Origin of the sequence: Chryseobacterium gregarium DSM 19109, from assembly GCF_000430845.1 — a bacterium.
Classification (GTDB): domain Bacteria; phylum Bacteroidota; class Bacteroidia; order Flavobacteriales; family Weeksellaceae; genus Chryseobacterium; species Chryseobacterium gregarium.
In genome coordinates this window covers 72,455-92,998 of the sequence record NZ_AUMU01000011.1, presented here as the reverse complement: position 1 = coordinate 92,998, position 20,544 = coordinate 72,455, and the positions used below count along the sequence as shown (strand labels likewise).

The window sequence follows — 20,544 nt, the reverse complement described above, 5'->3', positions numbered from 1 at the left end:
TGGTAGTGATACTTTACAAATTCTTTTTTACTGTTCTGGAACCGGGTATTGCATACGCATTAGGTGCCCTTCTCATATTGTATGGGCTTTTTAGAATTTACAGAGCAGTAACAAGAATTAAAAAATCAGGAAATGAAGAATAGTTTTAACATTATCCTGCTATTTTTTCTTGGTATACTGGCAATAAGTTGCAACAAAGAAGAGAAATCCCCGTCTTACCATAAAGGTGAAATGACTATTCTTACGGATGAATCTTTTAAAAGTGTCACTGAAGCTTTGGCCGAAGGATATATGATTAATTATCCTGAAACCAAAATTAAAGTGGTAACAAAAAAAGAAGATTTAGGCTTTCTCGATTTGCTTAAGGATAAAGCCAGAATTGTTGTCATGTCAAGAGATTTGTCAGTAGAAGAAATAAAATCTTATGAGGAACAGGTTGACCTTAAATTTCTGCCGGCAAAATTTGCTGCCGATGCTGTTGTTTTCGTAGTGCCGAAGGATTCTCCGAAACAAAGTATTTCAATGGAGGAAATAGCCCAGGGGATGCAGTCTGACAAAAAAGAATTTATTTTTGATGGCGCCAATTCAAGCAATCTGAATTTTATTGCTCAAAAACTCAAGAAACAGCCCGGTGAGTTAAAGTTTTCCATTATTCCCGGAAGTAAAAATATCATTGAAGAACTCAACAAATATCCCGGTAAAATTGGTGTTATCGGTCTTAATACATTCAGCCGTCCCTATGACAAGGAATCTGAACAGCTGAAAAGCATGGTGAAGATCCTGCCGGTTGAATATAAAGGCAAACTGTATGCTGCAGATCCTGAGAACCTTCGGAGAATGAATTATCCGTTTACTAGAGTGCTGTATTTTTTAACGAATGAAGGGAATTTTAACCTCGCAAACGGATTCATAAGGTATTCATGTACCCAGTTGGGACAGATGATTGTTGAAAAAGAAGGTCTGCAGCCTTACAATCTTTACAGAAGAGAAGTACAAATGCGTTAAAAACTATTAAAGTGTGTCTGTAACCCAGATAAATATATTATTTTGGTCTGGAAATTGTGGATATATAATTTCAATTATAAATAAAAATGAAAGATATAATGAATATGAATGTGAAAAAGATTGCTTTTGGAGCAGCTGTGGTGTTTTTTACCAACTTTGCTTTTGCACAGACGGTACAGGACGGAATTAACAGTATGGACAGCGACAAGTATGCTCAGGCAAAAACTAATTTTACGAACATGATTGCTTCAGCACCAACTGCTGAGAATTATTTTTACTTAGGAAATACTTATTTAAAGCAAGGCGAACCGGATTTCGCGGCAGCAAGTGATAGTTTTAATAAAGGTCTTGCTAAAGACAGCAAAAGTTATTTAAACAAAATCGGATTGGCGGCTGTTAAACTTGGGAAAGGTGATAAAAACGCAGTTGCTGAAATCCAGAAAATTGTAAGCGACTCAAGAGAAAAGGATGCAGAAGTATTGTTCAGGGCTGCAGAAGCATTGACCTTATTTGAAAAAAACAACTCTCCTGATCTTGCCATTCAATTTTTAAATAAAGCCATTGAAAGAGCTCAGAAAAAAGAAGTTCCTGCCCATTACTATTATACATTAGGAGATGCATACCGATTAAAAAGAATGCCGGGAGATGCAATGACGGCTTATGATAAGGCACTTCCTTTAGCCAAAAATAAGGCTTCGGTTTATACAAGAATCGGAACGCTTTGGATGGCCGCACAACAATGGCAGCAGGCTAAAACTAGCATCGATAAAGCAATTTCCACTGACCCTAGCTATGCGCCGGCTTATAAAGCACTGGCAGCTTATGACATCAGATATCAGGAGAATGCTAAAGCGACTCAGGATCTTATCAACTATACAAAATATGCTGATGAAGATCCATATACCCAATTGGAAATTGCCAAGCTTTATTTCACCAATGAAGATTATGCAAATTCAAAACAGGTTTTAGATAAGATTTTTGACAAAATCAATGATCCTATTAAATTTAAGTTAAGAGCTTATCAGTTATATGCTGACGGGAACTATACGGAAGCAAAACAGAATATGGATAACTTTGTTTCTCAGGCAGATAAATCAAGACTCTTGCCTGCTGATCAGGGATTACAGGGATTAATTGCTGCTGGTCTGGCTAAAACGGAAAAAGATGCAGCTAAAAAAACTGCTTTAATGGCTGAAGCACAGCAAAAAGTAGGAGTTGCCAAGGCAGCAAAAGATGAGACTATGAAGTGGGATATGGAACTTGCTAAAATCGCAGGAGGAGGCGGTGCATCCAAATCTTCGGTTGATGCAGGACCTACCAATCCTACGATTGAAGGCCTAAAACAAAAAGTAGCCGCTAATGCTCAGGATTCCGATTCTTTATTTAAGCTGGCCACTGCTTATCAGGATGTCAAAAACTGGGACGGAGCCATCATGACATGGCAGAAAATGAATGCACTTCTTCCAGACTGGGCACCCGGATATTACAGTTTAGGCTACTCTTATCAGCAGGCAGGAAATAATGATGCTGCAAAAATGGCTTACGAGAAATATATTTCTACGGTAAAGCCTGCAGAACAGGAAGCGAGTAAACAAACCTTAGCGTATGCTTACTTTGCAGTAGCCTATATGAATAAAGATTCTGATCCTGCGAAAGCTAAAGATTATGTAGCGAAATCAGTACAGTTGGATCCTACTTACCAGGACGCTGTAAAACTGAATGCAGAGATTAATAAATAATTTTAATCTGACAACAGATAATAAAACTTCCCGATCGTTAGGTTTGGGAAGTTTTTGTTTAATTCTTATCTTTAAAATATGAAGACAGATATACTTGCATTCGGGGCACATCCGGATGATGTGGAATTAGGATGTGGCGGAACGATTGCCAAAATGGTTTCAGAAGGAAAGGTTTGTGCCATAGTGGATCTTACCAAAGGAGAACTCGGAACACGCGGAACTGATGAAACCAGAAAAGAGGAGGCAGCGCAGTCTACAAAAATTCTTGGAGTTTCAGCCAGGGAAAATCTTGGATTGAAAGACGGTTTTTTAGTGAATTCTGAAGAATATCAGATGGAGATCGTAAAAATGGTACGCAAATACCAGCCGGAAATCGTGTTGGCGAATGCTGTTGATGACAGGCATCCGGATCATGCGAAAGGGGCAAAATTAGTGTCCGATGCATGCTTTTTAGCAGGATTGAGAAAAATTGAAACCATTCTGGATGGAGAACATCAGGAAGTCTGGAGGCCGAAACAGATTTTTCATTATATCCAGTGGAAGAATATTAAACCGGAATTTGTAATCGATATTTCGGAATATCTGGATCAGAAAATCCAAGCCTGTATGGCATATAAAACCCAGTTTTATGATCCTGCTTCTAAAGAGCCGGAAACGCCAATTACTTCTAAAGATTTCTTTGAAAGCCTGACCTACCGTGCCCAGGATCTGGGACGGTTATCCGGAGTGACTTATGCTGAGGGATTTACGTCTGAGAAGCTGATTGCGATGAAAAATTTTGACGGAATTATTTGGTAATTAAAAAACATTCCCTATATTTGCACTCACAAAACGGTGATTGTAGCTCAGTTGGTTAGAGCGTCGGATTGTGGTTCCGAAGGTCGGGGGTTCGAGACCCCTCATTCACCCTAAAAGCATACTTTTAAAGTATGCTTTTTTCGTTTCCAGATTGCTGGTTTATTTTAATATCCTTTGTTTTCCGGCCTTTTATTGTGAACTTTTTTTCAGATCATGATTTTCAATGTAATCAGAACTCATAAGTTTATTTATGAGTGGAAATAATTGAAAAATATAAAATGTGGTAGTAAAAATATTTTCCTATTTTTAAGATGACAATCTGCAAAATATATGGAAATAAAGGTAACTGTAAAACAGTTGGGCAAAAGACATCCTGTCCTTTCGGAGCAAAAGCTTGAAATTAATCATCATGAAAGCAGAATTTCATTAGAAGATCTTTTAAAGCGGGTTGTTCAGCAGCAGGTAGAAGCATTCAAGGCAAAATCGTTTGAAGCAGAAGATGAAGACTGTTCTAAAATTCCGAATGAAAATTATTTAAATATCCTTACGGACACAGGGAAAGCGGGTTTCGGAAATATTTATAATCAACAAAGAGCTGACCTAGAAAAAGCTCAGGAAAATGCCATTCAGGCTTTCGAGGACGGAATTTTCGTAGTGTTTTACAATGACCAGCCCATCGAAAATATCACACACATCATCGACTTAAGTTTACAACACACCTTTACCTTTATCAGGCTTACATTTTTAGCGGGAAGCTATTGGTAACTCATTATACTAAATCACACATCTACACTATGGAAATCAGCGAAAAATTAAAATCGAAAAAAATTGTTGACTATCACAAGAAGTTAAAGAAAGATCTCAAGGAACAGGCGGAAAAAGGACTGCTTTCCAAACTTTTTTCTAAACCCAAACTGAAAAAAGAAGTGGCGGAACTCGGATTGTTGTTCCTGAGCAAAAATAATTATTATGAAGAAATTACGCTCGGCTCCACGGAAGCTGAAAAATTAAAAAAATATATCAAAGCTGATATCTGGGAAGATCAGGATTATTATGAATTGCTGGTATATTTTTTTGGTAATCACGCAAGCTTGGTAAAATATGCTTGGAATAGAATGCCTTACAAAATGTACCAGACAGGTTATAACCGCCGTTCATTCCGTGCCCCGAATAATGAAAAATTTGTTCTGCTGAATCAGGTCAATTTACTCAGGTCTTTATTGGAGCTTCCGACTGTTTATTCATACAGTTCGGGTTATCAATCCTACGATCTTTCGCTGGAGGAGCAGATTATTTATGATAACCAGCTGTCAAATAATTCGAGCCAGTTTTATATCTGGTCGGCGGCCATCGATACGGGGAATAAAAAAATTTATCAGTTAATTGAAGATATTATTTTCAATAAGCACCCCGAAGGGAAAGTTTCTCGAAATATCATTCAGGCTTTACTGAACAGTGAGCAAAAGCATTGTTGGGAACTGGTGGAAAAACTTTTATTGGCAGCCCAGCGTCAGGAAGGTTTAAGGCAGACCGTTTTAGAATCCCTGGACGAAACCGGGACGGAAGCACTGCAATATATGGTTAATGTAATCGTCGAAAATAAACTTACTCGTTTCTCATCTGCAGTACGTGCTGTCGGAACTTGGACAGGCCTCGGCTGGGAGTCTGAAAAAGAAACTGTTGTGAAAAATATCGTTTCACTGGCGAATAATTATTTCAGCAACCCTGAACAGATTTCCGAAGCTGTAAAAAGCAAAAATAACAATGAAGTTTATATGGCACTTTGGGTTCAGGGCGTGTGGGATGTTGAAAAAACAGTTCCTTATCTGAATCAGTTATTTGATAAAGGGAATGTGGAAAAAAAGTGTCTGGCTATAAAGTTTGCGACAGAAACCGGCGATCCTTATATTGAGATGCCGATCCTTTATAAAGCGATAATTGATGGTGATCTTCAGGTACTGGCATTCGCAGGGAAAGCATTGGTTTCGCTCTTAAATGCCAATGCAAGAACAAAGTTTTATATCAATCATCCTGATTATCCGGACCTCTTTGAAAAACTTCATGAATTTTCCCAGACCATAGAGGTTAAGGAAAAGAAATTTGAAGGAAAAGTTTTCTCGTGGCAGAATGCGGTATTTAATAAAAGCGATCTGTATGCATCCATGTTCTATCTGGTAGGTGAAGACCGCGAAAAACTGGATTTGGTATTGTCCTATTTTGATCAGTTTGAATTGCCGTTACGTGAGCAGTTAACTAGAAATATCCTGGATGACTTCTACTGTTATTCTTATTCCTATAATTTTGAGAAAAAGAAAAAAGCGGTTACCCCTTTCCAAAAAGAATTTGCCTTTAAAATCATAAAAGACAGGGGAGAATCTATGGTGGCTTCAGGAATTAATGTATTGCAGCAAAATCCCCTGAATGAAGAAGAGATAATGACTTTCTATGATCTGTTTAAAAGAAAAGGCGGCAGCCTCCGTAAAAAACTTATCGAGCTGATGACGAAACAGGAAGATGCCGTATTGGAACCTTTAGTCAGTGAATTGATGGCAAAAGGTGATATAGAGCAGAGAACAGCATCGCTGGATATCATGCTTCAGCTTCAGAAAGACAAGAGAATGCCGGCTCAGACCAATCAGTGGCTTCAGCAGTATTCAGAAAAAACAAAAATTTCTGAAAGAGAGCAGGGCTTACTGGATCAGTTAAATCCTTCCGGGAATAAAGAGGTTCTTTCTGCCGAAAACGGTTTTGGCTTCTACGATCCTTCGGTTAAATCAAAATATGAACTGCCAAAAGTAGATGCTGATTCAGTGTATGCAAGAGCAACAAAAAATGATCAATATGGTTTTACGCAACCGCAGAGTCATATTAAAAAGGAATTAAAAAAACTGTATGAGCTGTTTCTTGAACATAAGAACTATGAATACGAAACAGAAGACTGGAACGGTTCTTTAACAAAGGAATTGATGGGCAACAGCTTTCGTCAGATCAAAAGAAATACGGATGGTTTTACTGGTGAGCAGCTGGCAGAAAACTACCCTTTGCATGAGGTCTGGGAACAATGGTTTAAAGATTCCGGGCTGGAACCCAGAGACTTATTTCTGCTTACATTTGCAGATAATTGTGACCGCAAAAAATTCCGGGATTTCCTTGAAAATTATGTGTTTTATCACAAAGATATTATCCCGAACCCTCTTAAAAATGATTACTACTGGAATAATCCGATTAAAACGATTCTCGAATCTTTGGAATATAAATTTCCATTTCAGGAACGGAATGATTTTCTGATCGGTGCGTCCAGTACTCTTTTTGCCAATCTTCCAAAAGAGGTGATCAGCTATAAAGCAAAGCGAGAGGATTATTATTACGGCTACAATGGAGACGGCTGGCAGCACCAGGGCTTTTTCAATGTATTTTTACAGGCGATTCCATTGAAGAAGCTGAATAATGAACAGTTTGTAAAGGTCTGGAATTTATACCGATGGATGCAGTTCAACGGACTGGAAGAAAACATAAAACATACAGTTCCTGCTTTGTATCTGTTCTGCAAAGCATATGAACTGCAGATCATTACCAAAGATGAATTATATGAAGGGATTTTTACGGCAGACAGAGCCATCAGAGATCTTACGACAACGAAATTCTATCATAATAGCGAAAAATACCTGGAAGCATTTCCTTTCCTGAAACCGATCGTTGATGAAATTCAAAATAAATTTCTGGATATAGAATTGATTCGCGGCGACGCAGGTACTTCGGTTTCTCATTTTGTCCAGGAATTCCAGTCGATTTATGGCGCTGAACGTTTTGTGCAAATTCTGAAAGGTTTGGGAAAAGGCAATCTGTATGCAAATTATATTTACAGTTATAGCAGTGACAGTATGACAAAGCAGAAATTGTTTTCTTATCTGCTCACTAATTGTTTCCCTTTGGAAACCGATACGCAGAAGTCATTTAACGAGATGCTGAAGAAAGAAAACATTACAGAACTTCGTCTGATTCAGGCTGCGGTCTATGCTCCGCAATGGCAGCAGCTGATCAGTAATTATTTAGGATGGAAAGGTTTGGATTCTGCAATCTGGTGGATGCATGCCCATACAAAAACAAATTCTTATCAGGCGCAGAATTCAGGTCTTGAGAGTGAGGTGGCGAAATATTCCTCGGTAGATGTCCAGGAATTTCAGGATGGTGCTGTGGATAAAGACTGGTTTACAAAGGCCTATAAAGAACTGGGAAAAACACGGTGGGAAATGTTATACGATTCAGCGAAATATATTTCTGACGGAAACGGGCATCGAAGAGCCAGATTGTATTCTGATACCTTAACGGGAAGCTTAAAAATAAAGGAAGTTACCGCGAAAGTAAAAGATAAACGTGATCAGGATTATCTCCGGGTGTACGGATTGGTGCCTTTAAGCAAGACAAATCCTGAAAAAGATGTTTTAAGCCGGTACGAATATATTCAGCAGTTTAAAAAAGAAAGTAAAGAATTCGGCTCGATGAAGCAGGCAAGCGAAGCATTGGCAATTCGTGTAGCGCTGGAAAACTTAGCCCGGAATGCAGGATATCCGGATCCGATCCGGTTAACCTGGGCAATGGAAACCAGACAGATTCAGAATCTTTTGTCAAAAGAAACCCAGGTGACCATTGACGGTGTTACGGTCGGCTTATTTATTGAAGAAGACGGAAAAGCGGATTTGGCGGTTTTCAGAGATGATAAACAGTTAAAATCAATTCCCCCGAAAATTAAAAAAGATCCGGCTGTCGTAGAATTGGCAAATAACCGGAAAATTATGCGCGAACAGTGGAGCCGTTCCCGGAAAGGGCTGGAAGAAGCCATGGTACGGGGCGACGAATTCCTGTATGCGGAAATCATCAATCTTTTTGAACATCCGGTTATTGTAAAGCATCTGGAAAAACTGGTATTTATTTCAGATGATTATAAGATGGGGTTTTTCCACGACGGGAATTTGGTCGATGCCCAGGGTGAAATTCATGAGTTAAGGGAAGCTAATACCCTAAGGATTGCTCACTGTGTAGATCTGCATCAGTATTCGGTCTGGAGTGATTTCCAGCATTACTGTTTTAATAAAAAACTGATTCAGCCATTTAAACAGATTTTCAGGGAACTATATATTCCCACTCCGGATGAATTGCAGGAAAAATCGGTATCCCGCCGTTATGCGGGACATCAGATTCAGCCGAAACAGGCATTGGCTTTATTAAAAACAAGAGGCTGGAAAGTGGATTATGAAGAAGGTCTGCAGAAGGTGTACCATAAAGAAGGTTTCCAGGTAAAGCTATACGCGGTGGCAGATTGGTTTTCACCGGCTGACGTGGAAAGTCCGACACTGGAAACCATAGAATTCCATTCTTTGAAAGATTATAAGAATATTCCTTTTGAAGAAATTAATTCCAGGGTGTTTTCAGAAGTGATGCGTGATATAGATTTGGTGGTTTCCGTGGCCCATGTAGGCGGAGTAGATCCGGAAGCCAGCCATTCATCTGTTGAAATGAGGGCTGTATTAATGGAGGAAACGGCAAGATTATTTAATCTGGATAATATAAGCATTGAAGGATCCCATGTATTGATTAAAGGGCAGATGGCAGAATACAGCGTGCATCTGGGCAGTGCCGTTGTGCATCAGGTCCCGGGGAAGTATCTCTCGATTCTTCCTGTTCATTCCCAGCACAGGGGAAGACTGTTTCTGCCTTTTGCGGATGATGACCCGAAATCTGCTGAAGTGCTGTCTAAAGTCTTGTTATTGGCAAGAGACAGTGAAATACAGGACCCCACAATCCTATCTCAAATCAGGAGAGAAGTGATGTGACATTTTAAAATTCCGGAACTAAAAAAGTACACTTTTTTAAAAGTGTACTTTTTTATTTTATAATATTCCTACATTCCACTTTAAATCATATTTTATTCTAAAATGCAGTACTTTATTTAATAAATTCTTGGTGCATTTAATCTCAGGCTAGGTAATGGGGATTTTTCTTAAATAAGTTCAGTGTTTTTTTTAAGTTTTTGCGTCATTACTAATATTTATTAATAAAACACTATGTGGTATTCAAATTTTAATTAATTGTTTGACCCCTCCATAAAGAAAGTATATTTTTGCAGTCCACAACATGAAAAATCATCATAATGATGTGTTGTTATTAAAAACAAAAAAATCATCTGAAAAAGAATTCAAATTAAATAAATTATGAAAAAAACAATTATTGTTTTATTATTCCCATTATTTTGTTTTGGACAAACTCAAATAGGATCAAATATTAATGGTGAAGCTGCAAATGATTATAGTGGTAGGAGTGTTTCTTTATCATCAAATGGAAATATTATTGCTATTGGTGCCGCTCAAAATAATGGAAGTGGTACTGATGATGCAGGCCATGTTCGTGTGTATCAAAATGTATCAGGTGTTTGGTCACAAATAGGTGCTGATATTGATGGAGAAGCAAATGTTGATTTAAGTGGTGTTTGTGTTTCTCTATCATCAAATGGCAATATTGTAGCTATTGGTGCTAATGCAAATGATGGAAATGGTAATCTTTCAGGTCATGTTCGTGTGTATCAAAATGTATCAGGTGTTTGGACACAAATAGGTGCTGATATCGACGGAGAAGCTTCATATGATCAAAGTGGTGAAAGTATTTCTTTATCATCAGATGGAAGTATTGTAGCTATTGGCGCTCGATATAATGGAGGAAACGGTACTAATTCAGGTCATGTTCGTGTGTATCGAAATATATCAGGTGTTTGGACAAAAATAGGAGCTGACATTAATGGAGAAGCTGAAAATGATTATAGCGGTTATAATATTGCCTTATCATCGGATGGAAGTATTGTAGCTATTGGTGCCGCTCAAAATGATGGAGGCGGTACTGATTCAGGTCATGTTCGTGTATATCAAAATGTATCAGGTGTTTGGACAAAAATAGGAGCTGATATTAATGGAGAAGCCGCAAATGATCAAAGTGGCAGAAGTGTTGCTTTATCTTCAGATGGCAGTATTGTAGCTATTGGCGCACGTCTAAATGATGGAAATGGTACTGATTCAGGTCATGTTCGCGTTTATCGTAATGTTTCAGGTGTGTGGACACAAATAGGATTTGATATTAATGGAGAAGCTGCAAATGATTATAGTGGTCATAGCGTTTCTTTATCAGCAGACGGAAGCATTCTGGCTATTGGTGCTTATCAAAATGATGGAAACGGTACTGATTCAGGTCATGTTCGTGTTTATCGTAATATTTCAGGTGTATGGACAAAAATAGGCTCGGATATTAATGGAGAAGCTGCAGGTGACTATTGTGGTTATGGTATTTCCTTGTCATCAGATGAAGGTATTTTAGCTGTTGGTTCCAATTATAATGACGGAAACGGTACCAATTCAGGTCATGTTCGAGTTTATAATTTAAACGGTATTTTAGCTTCAGATTCTTTTGCTCAATCTAAATCTAGCCCATTATTATTCCCAAATCCTGTAAAAGATTTTTTAAACCTTTCTTATGATAAAACAATTACTTCTGTAGTAATCTATAATATGATAGGTCAGCAAGTGTTTGTTAAGGAATTAAATGCTAAAGAATTTAAAATTGATACTTCTAATTTAGTTGCTGGAACTTATTTAGTAAAAGTAACTTCTGATAATGAAGTGAAAACATTTAAAATTGTTAAAAAATAAAATAAATATAAAGCTTACCAAAGCTGTTTTTATCAATAAAAGTCTGTCTCACAACTAGTGAAAACAGACTTTTTTTATGATTTTTTTCGACCTCGTGTCGAAGAATGAATTTCACCAATCCTGGGAAATATTTATCGATTCTTCCGGTGCATTCACAGCATAGAGGAAGGTTGTTTTTACCTTTTGCAGATGACGATCCTAAATCTGCTGAAGTTTTATCTAAAGTTTTTATTATTGGCAAAAGATAATGAAATTCAGGATCCTACAATACTTTCCCAGATAAAGAGTGAGTTTTTTAAAAAGCTTGCTAATGATAAAGGTACACTGATAAAAGTGTACCTTTAATAAGTAGATTTTCTAATTTTGAACACAAAAAAAGCATCTTTTTCAGATGCTTGTGTTTTTTTTAATTATTTTAAACTTCGTCGTCAGAATCAATCGTGTATGATCTGCTTTTGAAGTCTTTGTCATGCTTTTCTGATATTACATCCTCTCCCTTTTCGTTAATGATGAAATCTGTAGATTCATTAAACATCTCCTGGAAACTTTTGAAATCCTCTTTATAAAGATAAATTTTGTGTTTCTCAAATGTGGCTTCTCCATTTTCTCCGAAGTTCTTTTTACTTTCGGTAATCGTAAGATAATAATCCCCTGCTTTCGTCTCGCGCACATCAAAGAAATAAGTTCTTCTCCCTGCTTTTAACACCTTAGTGAAAATTTCATTTTCATGGCGTTCCTTGTATTCACTCATTGTTAGATATTTTTTAATCTTGTTAAGAACAAATATAAAAGTTTTCTTTTAATCACAAAATTATTTTTATGATTTATTTAACATTTGTGAATGAAACCGCTATGCGGTTAAGGAATTGTTAATTTCCGTAAGGTTGATAATCTTATCTGCTCTCTGGGCACTGAACTCTCTGTGTGTGATAATTATGGAGGTTGCATCAATGATTTTCCTGTCAATATTTTCAAGAATATTCTGTTCTGTTTCGGTATCCAAAGCAGATAAAGAATCGTCAAAAATAATAATGTTCGGGTTCTTGATAAGGGCTCTCGCAATGCAGATTCTCTGTTTCTGGCCTCCCGAAAGCATGACGCCGCGTTCCCCTACCATTGTTTTGTACTGTTCTTTAAACCCTGTTATATTTTTATCAACATCAGCGATTTTTGCATATTCCACTACCTGTTCATGGGTAGGCCGGTCAATGGCGAAACCGATGTTGTTTTCAATAGAATCGGAGAAGAGGTAACTTTCCTGCGGAATATATCCGATGGAATTTCTGTAATTCTCCAGATTATGTTCCTTCAGATTCCTGCCGTCAATTAAAATTTCACCCTCTGTAGGATCAATCAGCCTGCACAGCAGAAGGGCAATGGTAGATTTCCCGCTTCCGGTTTTCCCCATAATGGCTAAAGATTCTCCTGCTTTTACGGTAAAGCTGATGTTGTCGAGTGCTTTAATTCCTGTATTGGGATACACATAAGAAACGTTCCTGAATTCAATATTGCCTTTAATGCGATATTTTTCAAAATTGTTATTGACGACATCGGATTTTTTATCCATAAATTCATTGATTCTCTGCATGGATGCTTCTGCCCTCTGATTCACGGAAGTTACCCAGCCGACCATAGAGAAAGGAAAAATCAGGGTATTGATATACATAAAGAAGTCGGCAATTTTACCGATACTCAGCTCTCCGGCGATATATTTCTGGCCGCCGATCCATATGATGGCAACATTCAGCAGCCCGATGACAAACAGGATGATGGTAAAAAAGTAGGCTTCCGTTTTAGCCAGATCAAGGGCTTTGTCCTGATAATCGGTCACTTTTACGCCATAATTCTTTTCAATATATTGTTCACGGGCAAAAAATTTAACCACTCTGATCCCTGAAAAGCTGTCCTGGACAAAAGTTGAAATAGCAGACTGGCTTTTCTGCATAATCTTCGATTTTCTGTTGATCACAGAACTTACTTTATAAATCGCATACGATAAAATAGGAAGCGGAAGCAATGTCCAGAGGGTCATGGAAACATCGGTCTTCAGCATATAGATGGCCGTAATGATGACAAGTACGATCAGATTCGCCACGTACATCACGCCAGGGCCGAGATACATCCGTACTGCAACCACATCTTCGCTTAGACGATTCATTAAATCTCCGATTGTGGTCTGCTTATAATCCGTCAAAGAAAGATCCTGATAATGGCGGTAGATTTTATTTTTCAGTTCATATTCGATCCGTCTTGAGGCTACGATGATCGTCTGCCGCATCATAAAGGTGAAAAATCCCGTAAGTAAAGAACAGCCGACAATAATGGCTACATAGACCAGAACCTGTTGGTTGAATCCGAGATTTCCGTTCTTGGTGAGTTCATCAACGGATTTCCCCACGAACTGGATTTTATAGATGTTGAAAAAATTACTGGTAATGATGAATAATACCCCCCAAAATAATAATATTTTGTGTTTCCAGAAATAGGGGTTCAGGGTTTTTAACGCTTTCATAAAGTTTTACAAAATTACGAAAAATGTCTTCAGCCAGAGAATTTCATCCATTTTAAATTTTGTATCTTTGCCCCCATAAAAAGCTCTTTGAATGTTAGGAAGACGACAAATCCGTGAAAAAGCAGTACAGGCTGTGTACTCGTATTATCAAAACCCCATAAAGTTTGACGTATTAGAGAAAAATATGTTTACTGGAATAGAGAAAATCTATCATCTCTATATTTATGAACTGAATTTTCTCGTTGCTCTTAAAGAACTGGCAGAAAACCAGATTGAAATTGGGAAGAACAAATACATCAAATCTGATGCAAATACCAATCCTAATCAAAAATTCATCAACAATCAGGTCTTACAGAAACTGGAAGAAAATCCTGAACGGTTATTTTTTACAGGTCAGCATAAAGAACTGAAATGGGATCTGCACGATGATCTTTTGGTGAAAACGTTTCAGAGAATGACGGGGGGAAAGCGATATCAGGATTTTATGAAAGAAGAAGGGTATTCTTTTGAAGAAGACCAGAAATTCATCGGAAAACTGTTTTTAAGATATATTGCAGAAAATGATGATTTTCATGATTATCTTGGAGACCGGGAAATTTCCTGGTATGATGATATCCACATTGCCAACTCAATGGTTCAGAAAACCATTGGTTTTCTGAAAGAAAATGAAGAAAGCAGAACTTTAATTAAAATGATTAAGGATGATGAGGATAAAACGTTTGCTTTAAAGTTATTGAGAAATACGCTGGACAGCTGGGAAAATAATGAGAAGAAACTGAAAGAAAGGCTGGAAAACTGGGATCTGGAAAGGGTAGCCCTGATGGATAAAGTTATTTTGTCAACAGCAATTACGGAATTGGATAATTTTCCTTTTACCCCTTCAAGAGTTATTATTAATGAGTATATCGAAATTGCCAAAGTATATGCGACGGACCGTTCAAATATCTTCGTTAACGGAATTTTAGATAAATATTGTAAAGATCAAAATAGAATATAAATTAGTTATGAAAAAGACGTTATCAATTATCGCCTTGTCTATCATAGGCCTTGGTTTAGTTTCATGCAAAAAGGAAAATAAAGAAACGGCAGCTACGGAAACCGCTCCTGCTGATTCTACGGCATCAGGCGCCCGCGCCCCTGCTACAGTTCCTACTGATTCTTCTGCTGCCACTCCGGTTTCAGCTCAGGCAACAGCTGCTCCGGCTTCCAGCCAGCCGTCAACCACGATTGCTCTTTCTGAAAGCAACTTTGATTTCGGGAAGATTAAAAAAGGGGATAAAGTAGAACATGTATATGAAGTGACCAACACCGGGACCAATCCTTTGGTGATTTCTGAAGTAAAACCCGGATGCGGATGCACAGTTCCTGATTTTACGAAAGAACCGATTATGCCTGGTAAAAAAGGAAAAATTACCTTGCATTTCGATTCATCGAACTTTGAAGGAAACGTTAATAAATATGCCGATGTATTTGCCAACGTAGAAAAAGCACCGGTTAAGTTAACATTCACTGCGAATATCCAACCTTAATACCATGAGTATATTATCCGTTTTTTTACAGGTTCCTGCCCAGGGAGGAAATTCATCCATGATGCTGATCATGATGGGGGTAATGTTCGTAGGGTTTTATTTCCTGATGATCAGGCCTCAGATGAGAAAGCAGAAGCAGGAAAAAAGTTTTCAGGAAACCCTAAAAGTGGGGACAAGGGTAGTCCTTACATCAGGTCTTCACGGGAGAATTGCCCAGGTTCAGGATGACGGTTTTGTCATTGAAACTTTATCAGGAAAACTGAAATTCGAAAAAGCAGCTGTTTCAAGAGAATTTACGGAGACACGTTTCGGAGATAAGACAAAAACGGCAGAGAAATCTGCAGACAAAAAAGAAATCGAGACTGAGAAAAACTAGTTTTTCAGTTTACAATATCCGGTTCGGCGGGGTGAGCAAAGCTCACCCCGCCGAAACTTTTTATGATCGTATTACTTGTTTTTTTATAAACCTGGAGTTCACATCTATTGTATAAAGTTAATTCCTGACCTGATTTAAGATACACACATAAACTGAGATCTTCCCCCAGGGTTCAGTGCAAAGCATCCGATGTTTTTATAATTACACACAATCTTTCCTTAAATTTACGGTTTACATTACCTTTGCCTGATGAAATCTGATCCTCACAAAACCGTTCTCATTCTCGGTGCCAATTCAGACGTTGCCAAACAATGCATCAGACAGTACACTGCGAAAGGATTTACCGTACTCGCGGCTTCCAGAGATACAAAATCATTGGATGAATTTATACAGGTAAATAACCTGAGTGCAGAAGTGACGGTTTTATATTTCGATGCCGTTGATTTTGATTCACATCAGAAATTTTACGATGACCTTACTACAAGACCTAATATTGTAGTGTATGCAGCAGGTTTTCTGGTGGGTAATGAAGACGCATTAAGAGATTTTAGGAGCGCTCAGCAGATGATGATGGTCAATTATATGGGAGCCGTTTCCATCTTGAATATCATTGCCATGGATGAAAGCAATAAAAAATTAGAAAGAATCATCGGGCTTTCTTCACTTTCGGGAATACGGGGCAGAAAAAGCAATTTCGTATACGGGAGCACAAAGGCAGCTTTCACTACTTATTTAGCAGGTTTGAGACAGGAATTAACTTCACGGAATATTAAAGTCAATGCTCTGGTCATTGGATATATCCGGACCAAAATCAATAAAGGATTAAGGCTGAATGAATATTTGATCATGGAACCTGATTACGTGGCAAAACATATTATCAATGCAGGAAATTCTTTTATTATTGTCCCGAATCTTAAATGGAAAATGATCTATCTGATTTTAAAAGTGTTGCCGGAAAGCCTGGTGGCGAAACTGCCTTAATTATTTTGTTGCCTTAGAATTTTTCTGAAGGTATTCTAATATAGTTTTAAATTTTTCTTGAGTAACTTCAGACCTATGTACTATGAAGCATAAATTATTTAAAGGAGTAATAATCATATAATCACCGGACAATATATATGAAGTGTTTTCCCAAATAGATTTTATAGTTGTCGACGGATTTTTAAATTCTATTTCTTTCTCATTGAGTATTATAAAATGAGGATCATCTTTAAATTTAAATTTTTCAATCTTTTTATTAATTTCCTTTTTGAATTTCTTTTTAGAAGTAAAGTAATTGAAAATCAAAATAATAGAAAGACCAGCAAGAAAAATTCCGCCATATTTAAAATAATAGTAGAGCAAACTTGTGTCAAAATTTTCTATTGGATAAAATCCTAAGAATAAAAATATAATGGCACAGATTGTAATTTTTAACCAGCTTTTAAATCTTTTTTCCAGACATATTTAAAATAAAAGTTCTGATTTTTCATTGAAAGCAAATTCGATAACAGTATTTTGATCCATGATTATTAGCTGTATTAAAGATTGCCGAAATTAAGGAATTACTCCATATTCTGCAACAATTCCAACGCCTTCATCATATCAATCCCTTTTCCTAAAACCGGTTTAAACAGATCGCCTTTTTCCTTGATTCTTTCCAAGGCATTGTGTATAGTAAAATCAGTTGATTTTAAGCCCGGCTTTACCTCATACCATTCCAGCGGCACAGAAACGGATGCGCCTTCTTTCGGCCTTATGCTGTAGACACTGGCTAACGTTTGTCCCTGCCGGTTCTGAAGATAATCCAGATAGATTTTATCCGTGCTTCTTTTCTGCAGGCTCCTCTCAAGCGTGGTGATTTCCGGAAGTTTTTCATGGACCTGTTTCATCAGGATGTAGGCAAAATCTTTTACCTGGTCGTAATCGTAATTTCCGCCCATCGGAATATAAATGTGAATTCCGGTGCTGCCTGAAGTTTTGCAGTATCCCTTTATCTGAACGGATTTTAAAACCTCATTGACCTGCAAAGCCGTTTCAATAACATCATCGAAAGTATTCTTTTTTGAAGGATCTAAATCAAGCACCAGATAATCCGGATGTTCCAGGTCAGGGATTGCACTGTTCCACGGGTTCATATCAATACAGCCTAAATTATTAAGATAGGCCAGCGTAGCTTTGTCATTACAGATAATATAATCGATATACTTATCAGTAGAATCCGAGAATACTTCGGTTGTCTTAATCCAATCCGGAATATTGTCGCTGGCATCTTTCTGATAAAACCCCTGTTGTTCAATGCCGTTAGGAAAACGATTTAATGATAAAGGACGGTTTTTAAGATACGGTAAAATATATTCTGCAACCGACTGGTAATATTCTACAATATCACCTTTGGTCACCTCATCTTCCGGAAAATAGATTTTATCCTGATTGGTGAGTTTTACCTTGTGCCGGTTTAGCGTAATTTCTGTTTCGTCATCAGACGCTTTATTTTTTTTCGGGACAGTAGTTTTAGGTTTCATATCTTCAGGTTTTTCAGTGATGGATCGGATGGTACCAGTGACTTCTCCCGGTTCTTTATCTTCACGGATCGTAAGAAAAACAGGATGTCTGAAAATACCGTCGTTGGTAATTTCCGAATATTTAATTTCACACACCAGTTCCGGGCGCACCCAGGTAACGGGGGAATTGGTTTTAGGCTTATGTTCAAAAGGCGAATCTTTAACAGCGATTTTATCAAGCCTTTCATGAATTTCCAGTAGGGATTCATGGCTGAAGCCGGTACCGGTATGGCCGCAGTAGATCAGTTCGCCGTCAATATATTTACCAAGGATTAAGGCGCCAAAGCCTTCTCGGGAACCTCTGGGCTCTGTAAAGCCGCAGATAACAGTTTCGTCCGTATTGGAAAATTTAATTTTCAGCCAGTCGGTGGTCCGGTGGTTTTCCGTATAAACGCTGTCAGCTTTCTTGGCCATCATGCCTTCCAGCTTCATTTTGTTCATTTCCTCAAAAAAACTGATTCCTTTTTCATTGACATGATCGGAATAGCGGATCGCTTCCGTTTCGGTTAAAGCTTCCTTTAAAAGTTCTTTACGCTGGATCAGCGGAAGGTTTTCCGTAGAATGCCCGTTCAGCCAGAGCAGGTCAAAAACCTGGTATACCAAAGCGAGGTCAGGATTATCCATAACCTGCTGCAACAGCTGGAAATTAGGCCTGCCATGGGAATCATAAGCCACAATTTCACCGTCAAGGATCATTTTATGCTGCTGTTTGCTGAAATCGTCAGTTACTTTTTTAAATTTCGACAGGAAGGAAATCCTGTTTCGTGAATAGAACAGTGGTTCATCTTTGCTGAGGTCGGCAACGGCCCTGTAGCCGTCCCATTTGATTTCGAAGATCCAGTCTTTATGGTCAAATGCCTCATCATGAAGTTTGGCAAGCATCGGGCGGATAAAAGAAGAAAGTTTTTTCTCTTCATTCAGGCCACCGGGATCTTTGAATCTTTTATAAGGGATTATGTGTGTTTTTTGCCCGTTTTTAGGCTTTTTTTTTCCTCAAGGAATTTAGAAACTTCAGATTTGGAGGAAGTATGTTCTTCTGCATCGTAATGTTCTTCTGCATAATCATCTTTATGCTTAATGAGCAGCCAGGCATTGCCTTCGGAATTTTTCATTTTAACCAAAGCAAATTCGCCTTTCAATTTTTTACCATGCAGGACAAACTTCAGCGATCCTGACTTTAATTCTTTAAGCATTTCTTTTTCATCAGAAAGCTTGCTGGTTTCATCCAGAGGCTCATAGGTTCCGCTGTCCCAGACTTCTACCTGTCCGGCTCCGTAATTCCCTTCAGGGATATTCCCTTCAAAATCTTTATAGTCATAAGGGTGGTCTTCCACCATCATAGCCAAGCGTTTGTCTTTCGGATTTAACGACGGGCCTTTCGGAACGGCCCAGCTTTTCAGGACACCGTCCATTTCCAGCCGGAAGTCATAATGAAGCCGTGAAGCGGCATGTCTCTGAATCACAAAAATCAATTGATCCTTGCTTTTTTTAGCCTTACCTTTAGGTTCGCTGGTTTCATCAAATTTTCGCTTGCTGTTATAGTCTTGTAGAGCCATCAGGATGCATTTTTAGATTTAGAATTCTGTAAACTGGCTTTCAGCTGAGCCATTAAATCAACTACTTTACCGTCTTTGACAGGTTCAATCTTTTTGGATTTTACGGTCTTGCCTTTTGCTTTCTGTTTGATGATCTTCATCAGCTCATCAGAATAGGAGTCTTTGTACATTGCAGGGTCAAATTCCTGGGAGAGTTGTTCGATAAGATTAACGGCCATTTTAAGCTCGGCAGGTTTAGGTGCTTTTTTAGCCGGGATTTTAAGATCATTGTAATCCCGTATTTCCTGGGCGAACCGTAACCGGTTCAGGACTAAAATGTCATCGTTGTAAGGGCGAATCATGCCGATAGCTTCGCTTTCACGGAGAACAAAAGTCCCGATACCGACCATTTCCGTTTTGGCCAGCGCTTTCAGTAGAAGCCGGTAGGCACTTTCACCATTTTTCTGCGGCTCCAGATAGTAGGGGTTTTCAAAATAGATAGAGTCAACCTCCTCCTCCTTTACAAACTGGTCAATAGAAAGAATCCTGGATTTCTCAGGGCTTGCCGCTTCATAATCATCTTCATTGAGAATGATATATTTATCATCCATAAGATAACCCTTTACAATGTTTTCCCATTTCACTTCTTTACCCGTGCTTTCATTGACCCTTTTAAACTTGATATTGGAATAGTCGGATTTATCCAGCATGTCGAGGTCTAATTTGGTAGTTTCCGTGGCGGAATAGATCTTCACGGGAATATTGACTAAGCCAAAGCCAATGGCGCCGTTCCAGATTGCTTTCATTGTCTTGATT

Annotated in this window: 17 protein-coding genes and 1 tRNA gene; 12 read left to right on the top strand and 6 right to left on the bottom strand. The window is 38.2% G+C overall.

Annotation, left to right across the window (positions count from 1 at the left end; all coding sequences use genetic code 11):
- Nucleotides 1-132 precede the first annotated feature (132 nt).
- From H561_RS0113485 to H561_RS24560, 8 genes are all read left to right on the top strand, one after another.
- Nucleotides 133-1,005, top strand: a complete 873-nt coding sequence (locus H561_RS0113485; protein WP_027387489.1) for a PstS family phosphate ABC transporter substrate-binding protein — start codon at nucleotides 133-135, stop codon at nucleotides 1,003-1,005.
- An 86-nt stretch (nucleotides 1,006-1,091) separates the two neighbouring features.
- Nucleotides 1,092-2,744 carry a tetratricopeptide repeat protein gene (locus tag H561_RS0113480; protein ID WP_027387488.1) on the top strand — a complete coding sequence of 551 codons (1,653 nt, stop codon included), beginning with the start codon at nucleotides 1,092-1,094 and terminating at the stop codon, nucleotides 2,742-2,744.
- A gap of 78 nt (nucleotides 2,745-2,822) precedes the next feature.
- Nucleotides 2,823-3,542 carry a bacillithiol biosynthesis deacetylase BshB1 gene (gene bshB1, locus H561_RS0113475; protein ID WP_027387487.1) on the top strand — a complete coding sequence of 240 codons (720 nt, stop codon included), beginning with the start codon at nucleotides 2,823-2,825 and terminating at the stop codon, nucleotides 3,540-3,542.
- A gap of 35 nt (nucleotides 3,543-3,577) precedes the next feature.
- Nucleotides 3,578-3,653: transfer RNA gene (locus H561_RS0113470), tRNA-His, on the top strand.
- 219 nt (nucleotides 3,654-3,872) lie between these two features.
- Nucleotides 3,873-4,307 (top strand): hypothetical protein, encoded by a 435-nt coding sequence (locus H561_RS23340; protein WP_051349384.1) that lies wholly within the window; start codon nucleotides 3,873-3,875, stop codon nucleotides 4,305-4,307.
- Nucleotides 4,308-4,336: 29 nt separating this feature from the next.
- Entirely contained in the window at nucleotides 4,337-9,373 is a 5,037-nt protein-coding gene (locus tag H561_RS0113460; protein WP_027387486.1) for a DUF4132 domain-containing protein, read from the top strand.
- 378 nt (nucleotides 9,374-9,751) lie between these two features.
- Nucleotides 9,752-11,233, top strand: coding sequence for a T9SS type A sorting domain-containing protein (locus tag H561_RS0113450; RefSeq protein ID WP_027387485.1), 1,482 nt, complete (start codon nucleotides 9,752-9,754; stop codon nucleotides 11,231-11,233).
- A gap of 104 nt (nucleotides 11,234-11,337) precedes the next feature.
- Complete coding sequence (locus H561_RS24560; protein WP_449384738.1) at nucleotides 11,338-11,481, top strand: DUF7737 domain-containing protein; 144 nt, start codon at nucleotides 11,338-11,340, stop codon at nucleotides 11,479-11,481.
- 167 nt (nucleotides 11,482-11,648) lie between these two features.
- Here H561_RS24560 and H561_RS0113440 read toward each other — a convergent pair whose 3' ends face one another.
- Entirely contained in the window at nucleotides 11,649-11,984 is a 336-nt protein-coding gene (locus H561_RS0113440; protein ID WP_002976288.1) for a DUF3276 family protein, read from the bottom strand.
- Between the two features lie 99 nt (nucleotides 11,985-12,083).
- Nucleotides 12,084-13,745 (bottom strand): ABC transporter ATP-binding protein, encoded by a 1,662-nt coding sequence (locus H561_RS0113435; RefSeq protein WP_027387484.1) that lies wholly within the window; start codon nucleotides 13,743-13,745, stop codon nucleotides 12,084-12,086.
- 91 nt (nucleotides 13,746-13,836) lie between these two features.
- Here H561_RS0113435 and H561_RS0113430 point away from each other — a divergent pair, with 91 nt between their 5' ends.
- The 4 genes from H561_RS0113430 to H561_RS0113410 all read left to right on the top strand — a co-directional run bounded on the left by H561_RS0113430 (nucleotide 13,837) and on the right by H561_RS0113410 (nucleotide 16,631).
- A complete protein-coding gene (locus H561_RS0113430) occupies nucleotides 13,837-14,742 on the top strand; it encodes a transcription antitermination protein NusB (RefSeq protein WP_027387483.1) in 906 nt (301 codons plus the stop codon).
- Between the two features lie 7 nt (nucleotides 14,743-14,749).
- On the top strand, nucleotides 14,750-15,274 hold the full coding sequence (locus H561_RS0113425) for a DUF1573 domain-containing protein (protein WP_027387482.1): 525 nt from the start codon (nucleotides 14,750-14,752) through the stop codon (nucleotides 15,272-15,274).
- A gap of 10 nt (nucleotides 15,275-15,284) precedes the next feature.
- A complete protein-coding gene (yajC, locus tag H561_RS0113420) occupies nucleotides 15,285-15,650 on the top strand; it encodes a preprotein translocase subunit YajC (RefSeq protein WP_027387481.1) in 366 nt (121 codons plus the stop codon).
- 249 nt (nucleotides 15,651-15,899) lie between these two features.
- On the top strand, nucleotides 15,900-16,631 hold the full coding sequence (locus tag H561_RS0113410) for an SDR family NAD(P)-dependent oxidoreductase (RefSeq protein ID WP_027387480.1): 732 nt from the start codon (nucleotides 15,900-15,902) through the stop codon (nucleotides 16,629-16,631).
- Here the strand turns inward: H561_RS0113410 and H561_RS0113405 are convergent, their stop codons facing one another.
- From H561_RS0113405 to ku, 4 genes are all read right to left on the bottom strand, one after another.
- Nucleotides 16,632-16,994 carry a hypothetical protein gene (locus H561_RS0113405; RefSeq protein ID WP_027387479.1) on the bottom strand — a complete coding sequence of 121 codons (363 nt, stop codon included), beginning with the start codon at nucleotides 16,992-16,994 and terminating at the stop codon, nucleotides 16,632-16,634.
- 200 nt (nucleotides 16,995-17,194) lie between these two features.
- On the bottom strand, nucleotides 17,195-19,075 hold the full coding sequence (gene ligD, locus H561_RS0113400) for a DNA ligase D (RefSeq protein WP_027387478.1): 1,881 nt from the start codon (nucleotides 19,073-19,075) through the stop codon (nucleotides 17,195-17,197).
- A gap of 71 nt (nucleotides 19,076-19,146) precedes the next feature.
- The gene (locus H561_RS0113395) at nucleotides 19,147-19,749 is read right to left on the bottom strand and encodes a DNA polymerase ligase N-terminal domain-containing protein (RefSeq protein ID WP_027387477.1); all 603 of its coding nucleotides are present in this window, start codon (nucleotides 19,747-19,749) and stop codon (nucleotides 19,147-19,149) included.
- Nucleotides 19,749-20,534, bottom strand: coding sequence for a non-homologous end joining protein Ku (gene ku, locus H561_RS0113390; protein ID WP_027387476.1), 786 nt, complete (start codon nucleotides 20,532-20,534; stop codon nucleotides 19,749-19,751). Before ku ends, H561_RS0113395 begins: the two co-directional genes overlap by 1 nt.
- Nucleotides 20,535-20,544: the final 10 nt, after the last annotated feature.

What these genes read in the sequence shown, in the direction of transcription:
- ligD (WP_027387478.1), bottom strand. Translation starts at nt 19,075, where the DNA reads ATGCTTGCCAAACTTCATGATGAGGCATTTGACCATAAAGACTGGATC.
- H561_RS0113440 (WP_002976288.1), bottom strand. Translation starts at nt 11,984, where the DNA reads ATGAGTGAATACAAGGAACGCCATGAAAATGAAATTTTCACTAAGGTG.
- H561_RS0113430 (WP_027387483.1), top strand. Translation starts at nt 13,837, where the DNA reads ATGTTAGGAAGACGACAAATCCGTGAAAAAGCAGTACAGGCTGTGTAC.
- H561_RS0113485 (WP_027387489.1), top strand. Translation starts at nt 133, where the DNA reads ATGAAGAATAGTTTTAACATTATCCTGCTATTTTTTCTTGGTATACTG.
- H561_RS0113480 (WP_027387488.1), top strand. Translation starts at nt 1,092, where the DNA reads ATGAAAGATATAATGAATATGAATGTGAAAAAGATTGCTTTTGGAGCA.
- H561_RS0113425 (WP_027387482.1), top strand. Translation starts at nt 14,750, where the DNA reads ATGAAAAAGACGTTATCAATTATCGCCTTGTCTATCATAGGCCTTGGT.
- H561_RS0113450 (WP_027387485.1), top strand. Translation starts at nt 9,752, where the DNA reads ATGAAAAAAACAATTATTGTTTTATTATTCCCATTATTTTGTTTTGGA.
- H561_RS0113460 (WP_027387486.1), top strand. Translation starts at nt 4,337, where the DNA reads ATGGAAATCAGCGAAAAATTAAAATCGAAAAAAATTGTTGACTATCAC.
- bshB1 (WP_027387487.1), top strand. Translation starts at nt 2,823, where the DNA reads ATGAAGACAGATATACTTGCATTCGGGGCACATCCGGATGATGTGGAA.
- ku (WP_027387476.1), bottom strand. Translation starts at nt 20,534, where the DNA reads ATGAAAGCAATCTGGAACGGCGCCATTGGCTTTGGCTTAGTCAATATT.
- H561_RS23340 (WP_051349384.1), top strand. Translation starts at nt 3,873, where the DNA reads ATGGAAATAAAGGTAACTGTAAAACAGTTGGGCAAAAGACATCCTGTC.
- H561_RS0113410 (WP_027387480.1), top strand. Translation starts at nt 15,900, where the DNA reads ATGAAATCTGATCCTCACAAAACCGTTCTCATTCTCGGTGCCAATTCA.
- H561_RS0113435 (WP_027387484.1), bottom strand. Translation starts at nt 13,745, where the DNA reads ATGAAAGCGTTAAAAACCCTGAACCCCTATTTCTGGAAACACAAAATA.
- H561_RS24560 (WP_449384738.1), top strand. Translation starts at nt 11,338, where the DNA reads ATGAATTTCACCAATCCTGGGAAATATTTATCGATTCTTCCGGTGCAT.
- H561_RS0113395 (WP_027387477.1), bottom strand. Translation starts at nt 19,749, where the DNA reads ATGGCTCTACAAGACTATAACAGCAAGCGAAAATTTGATGAAACCAGC.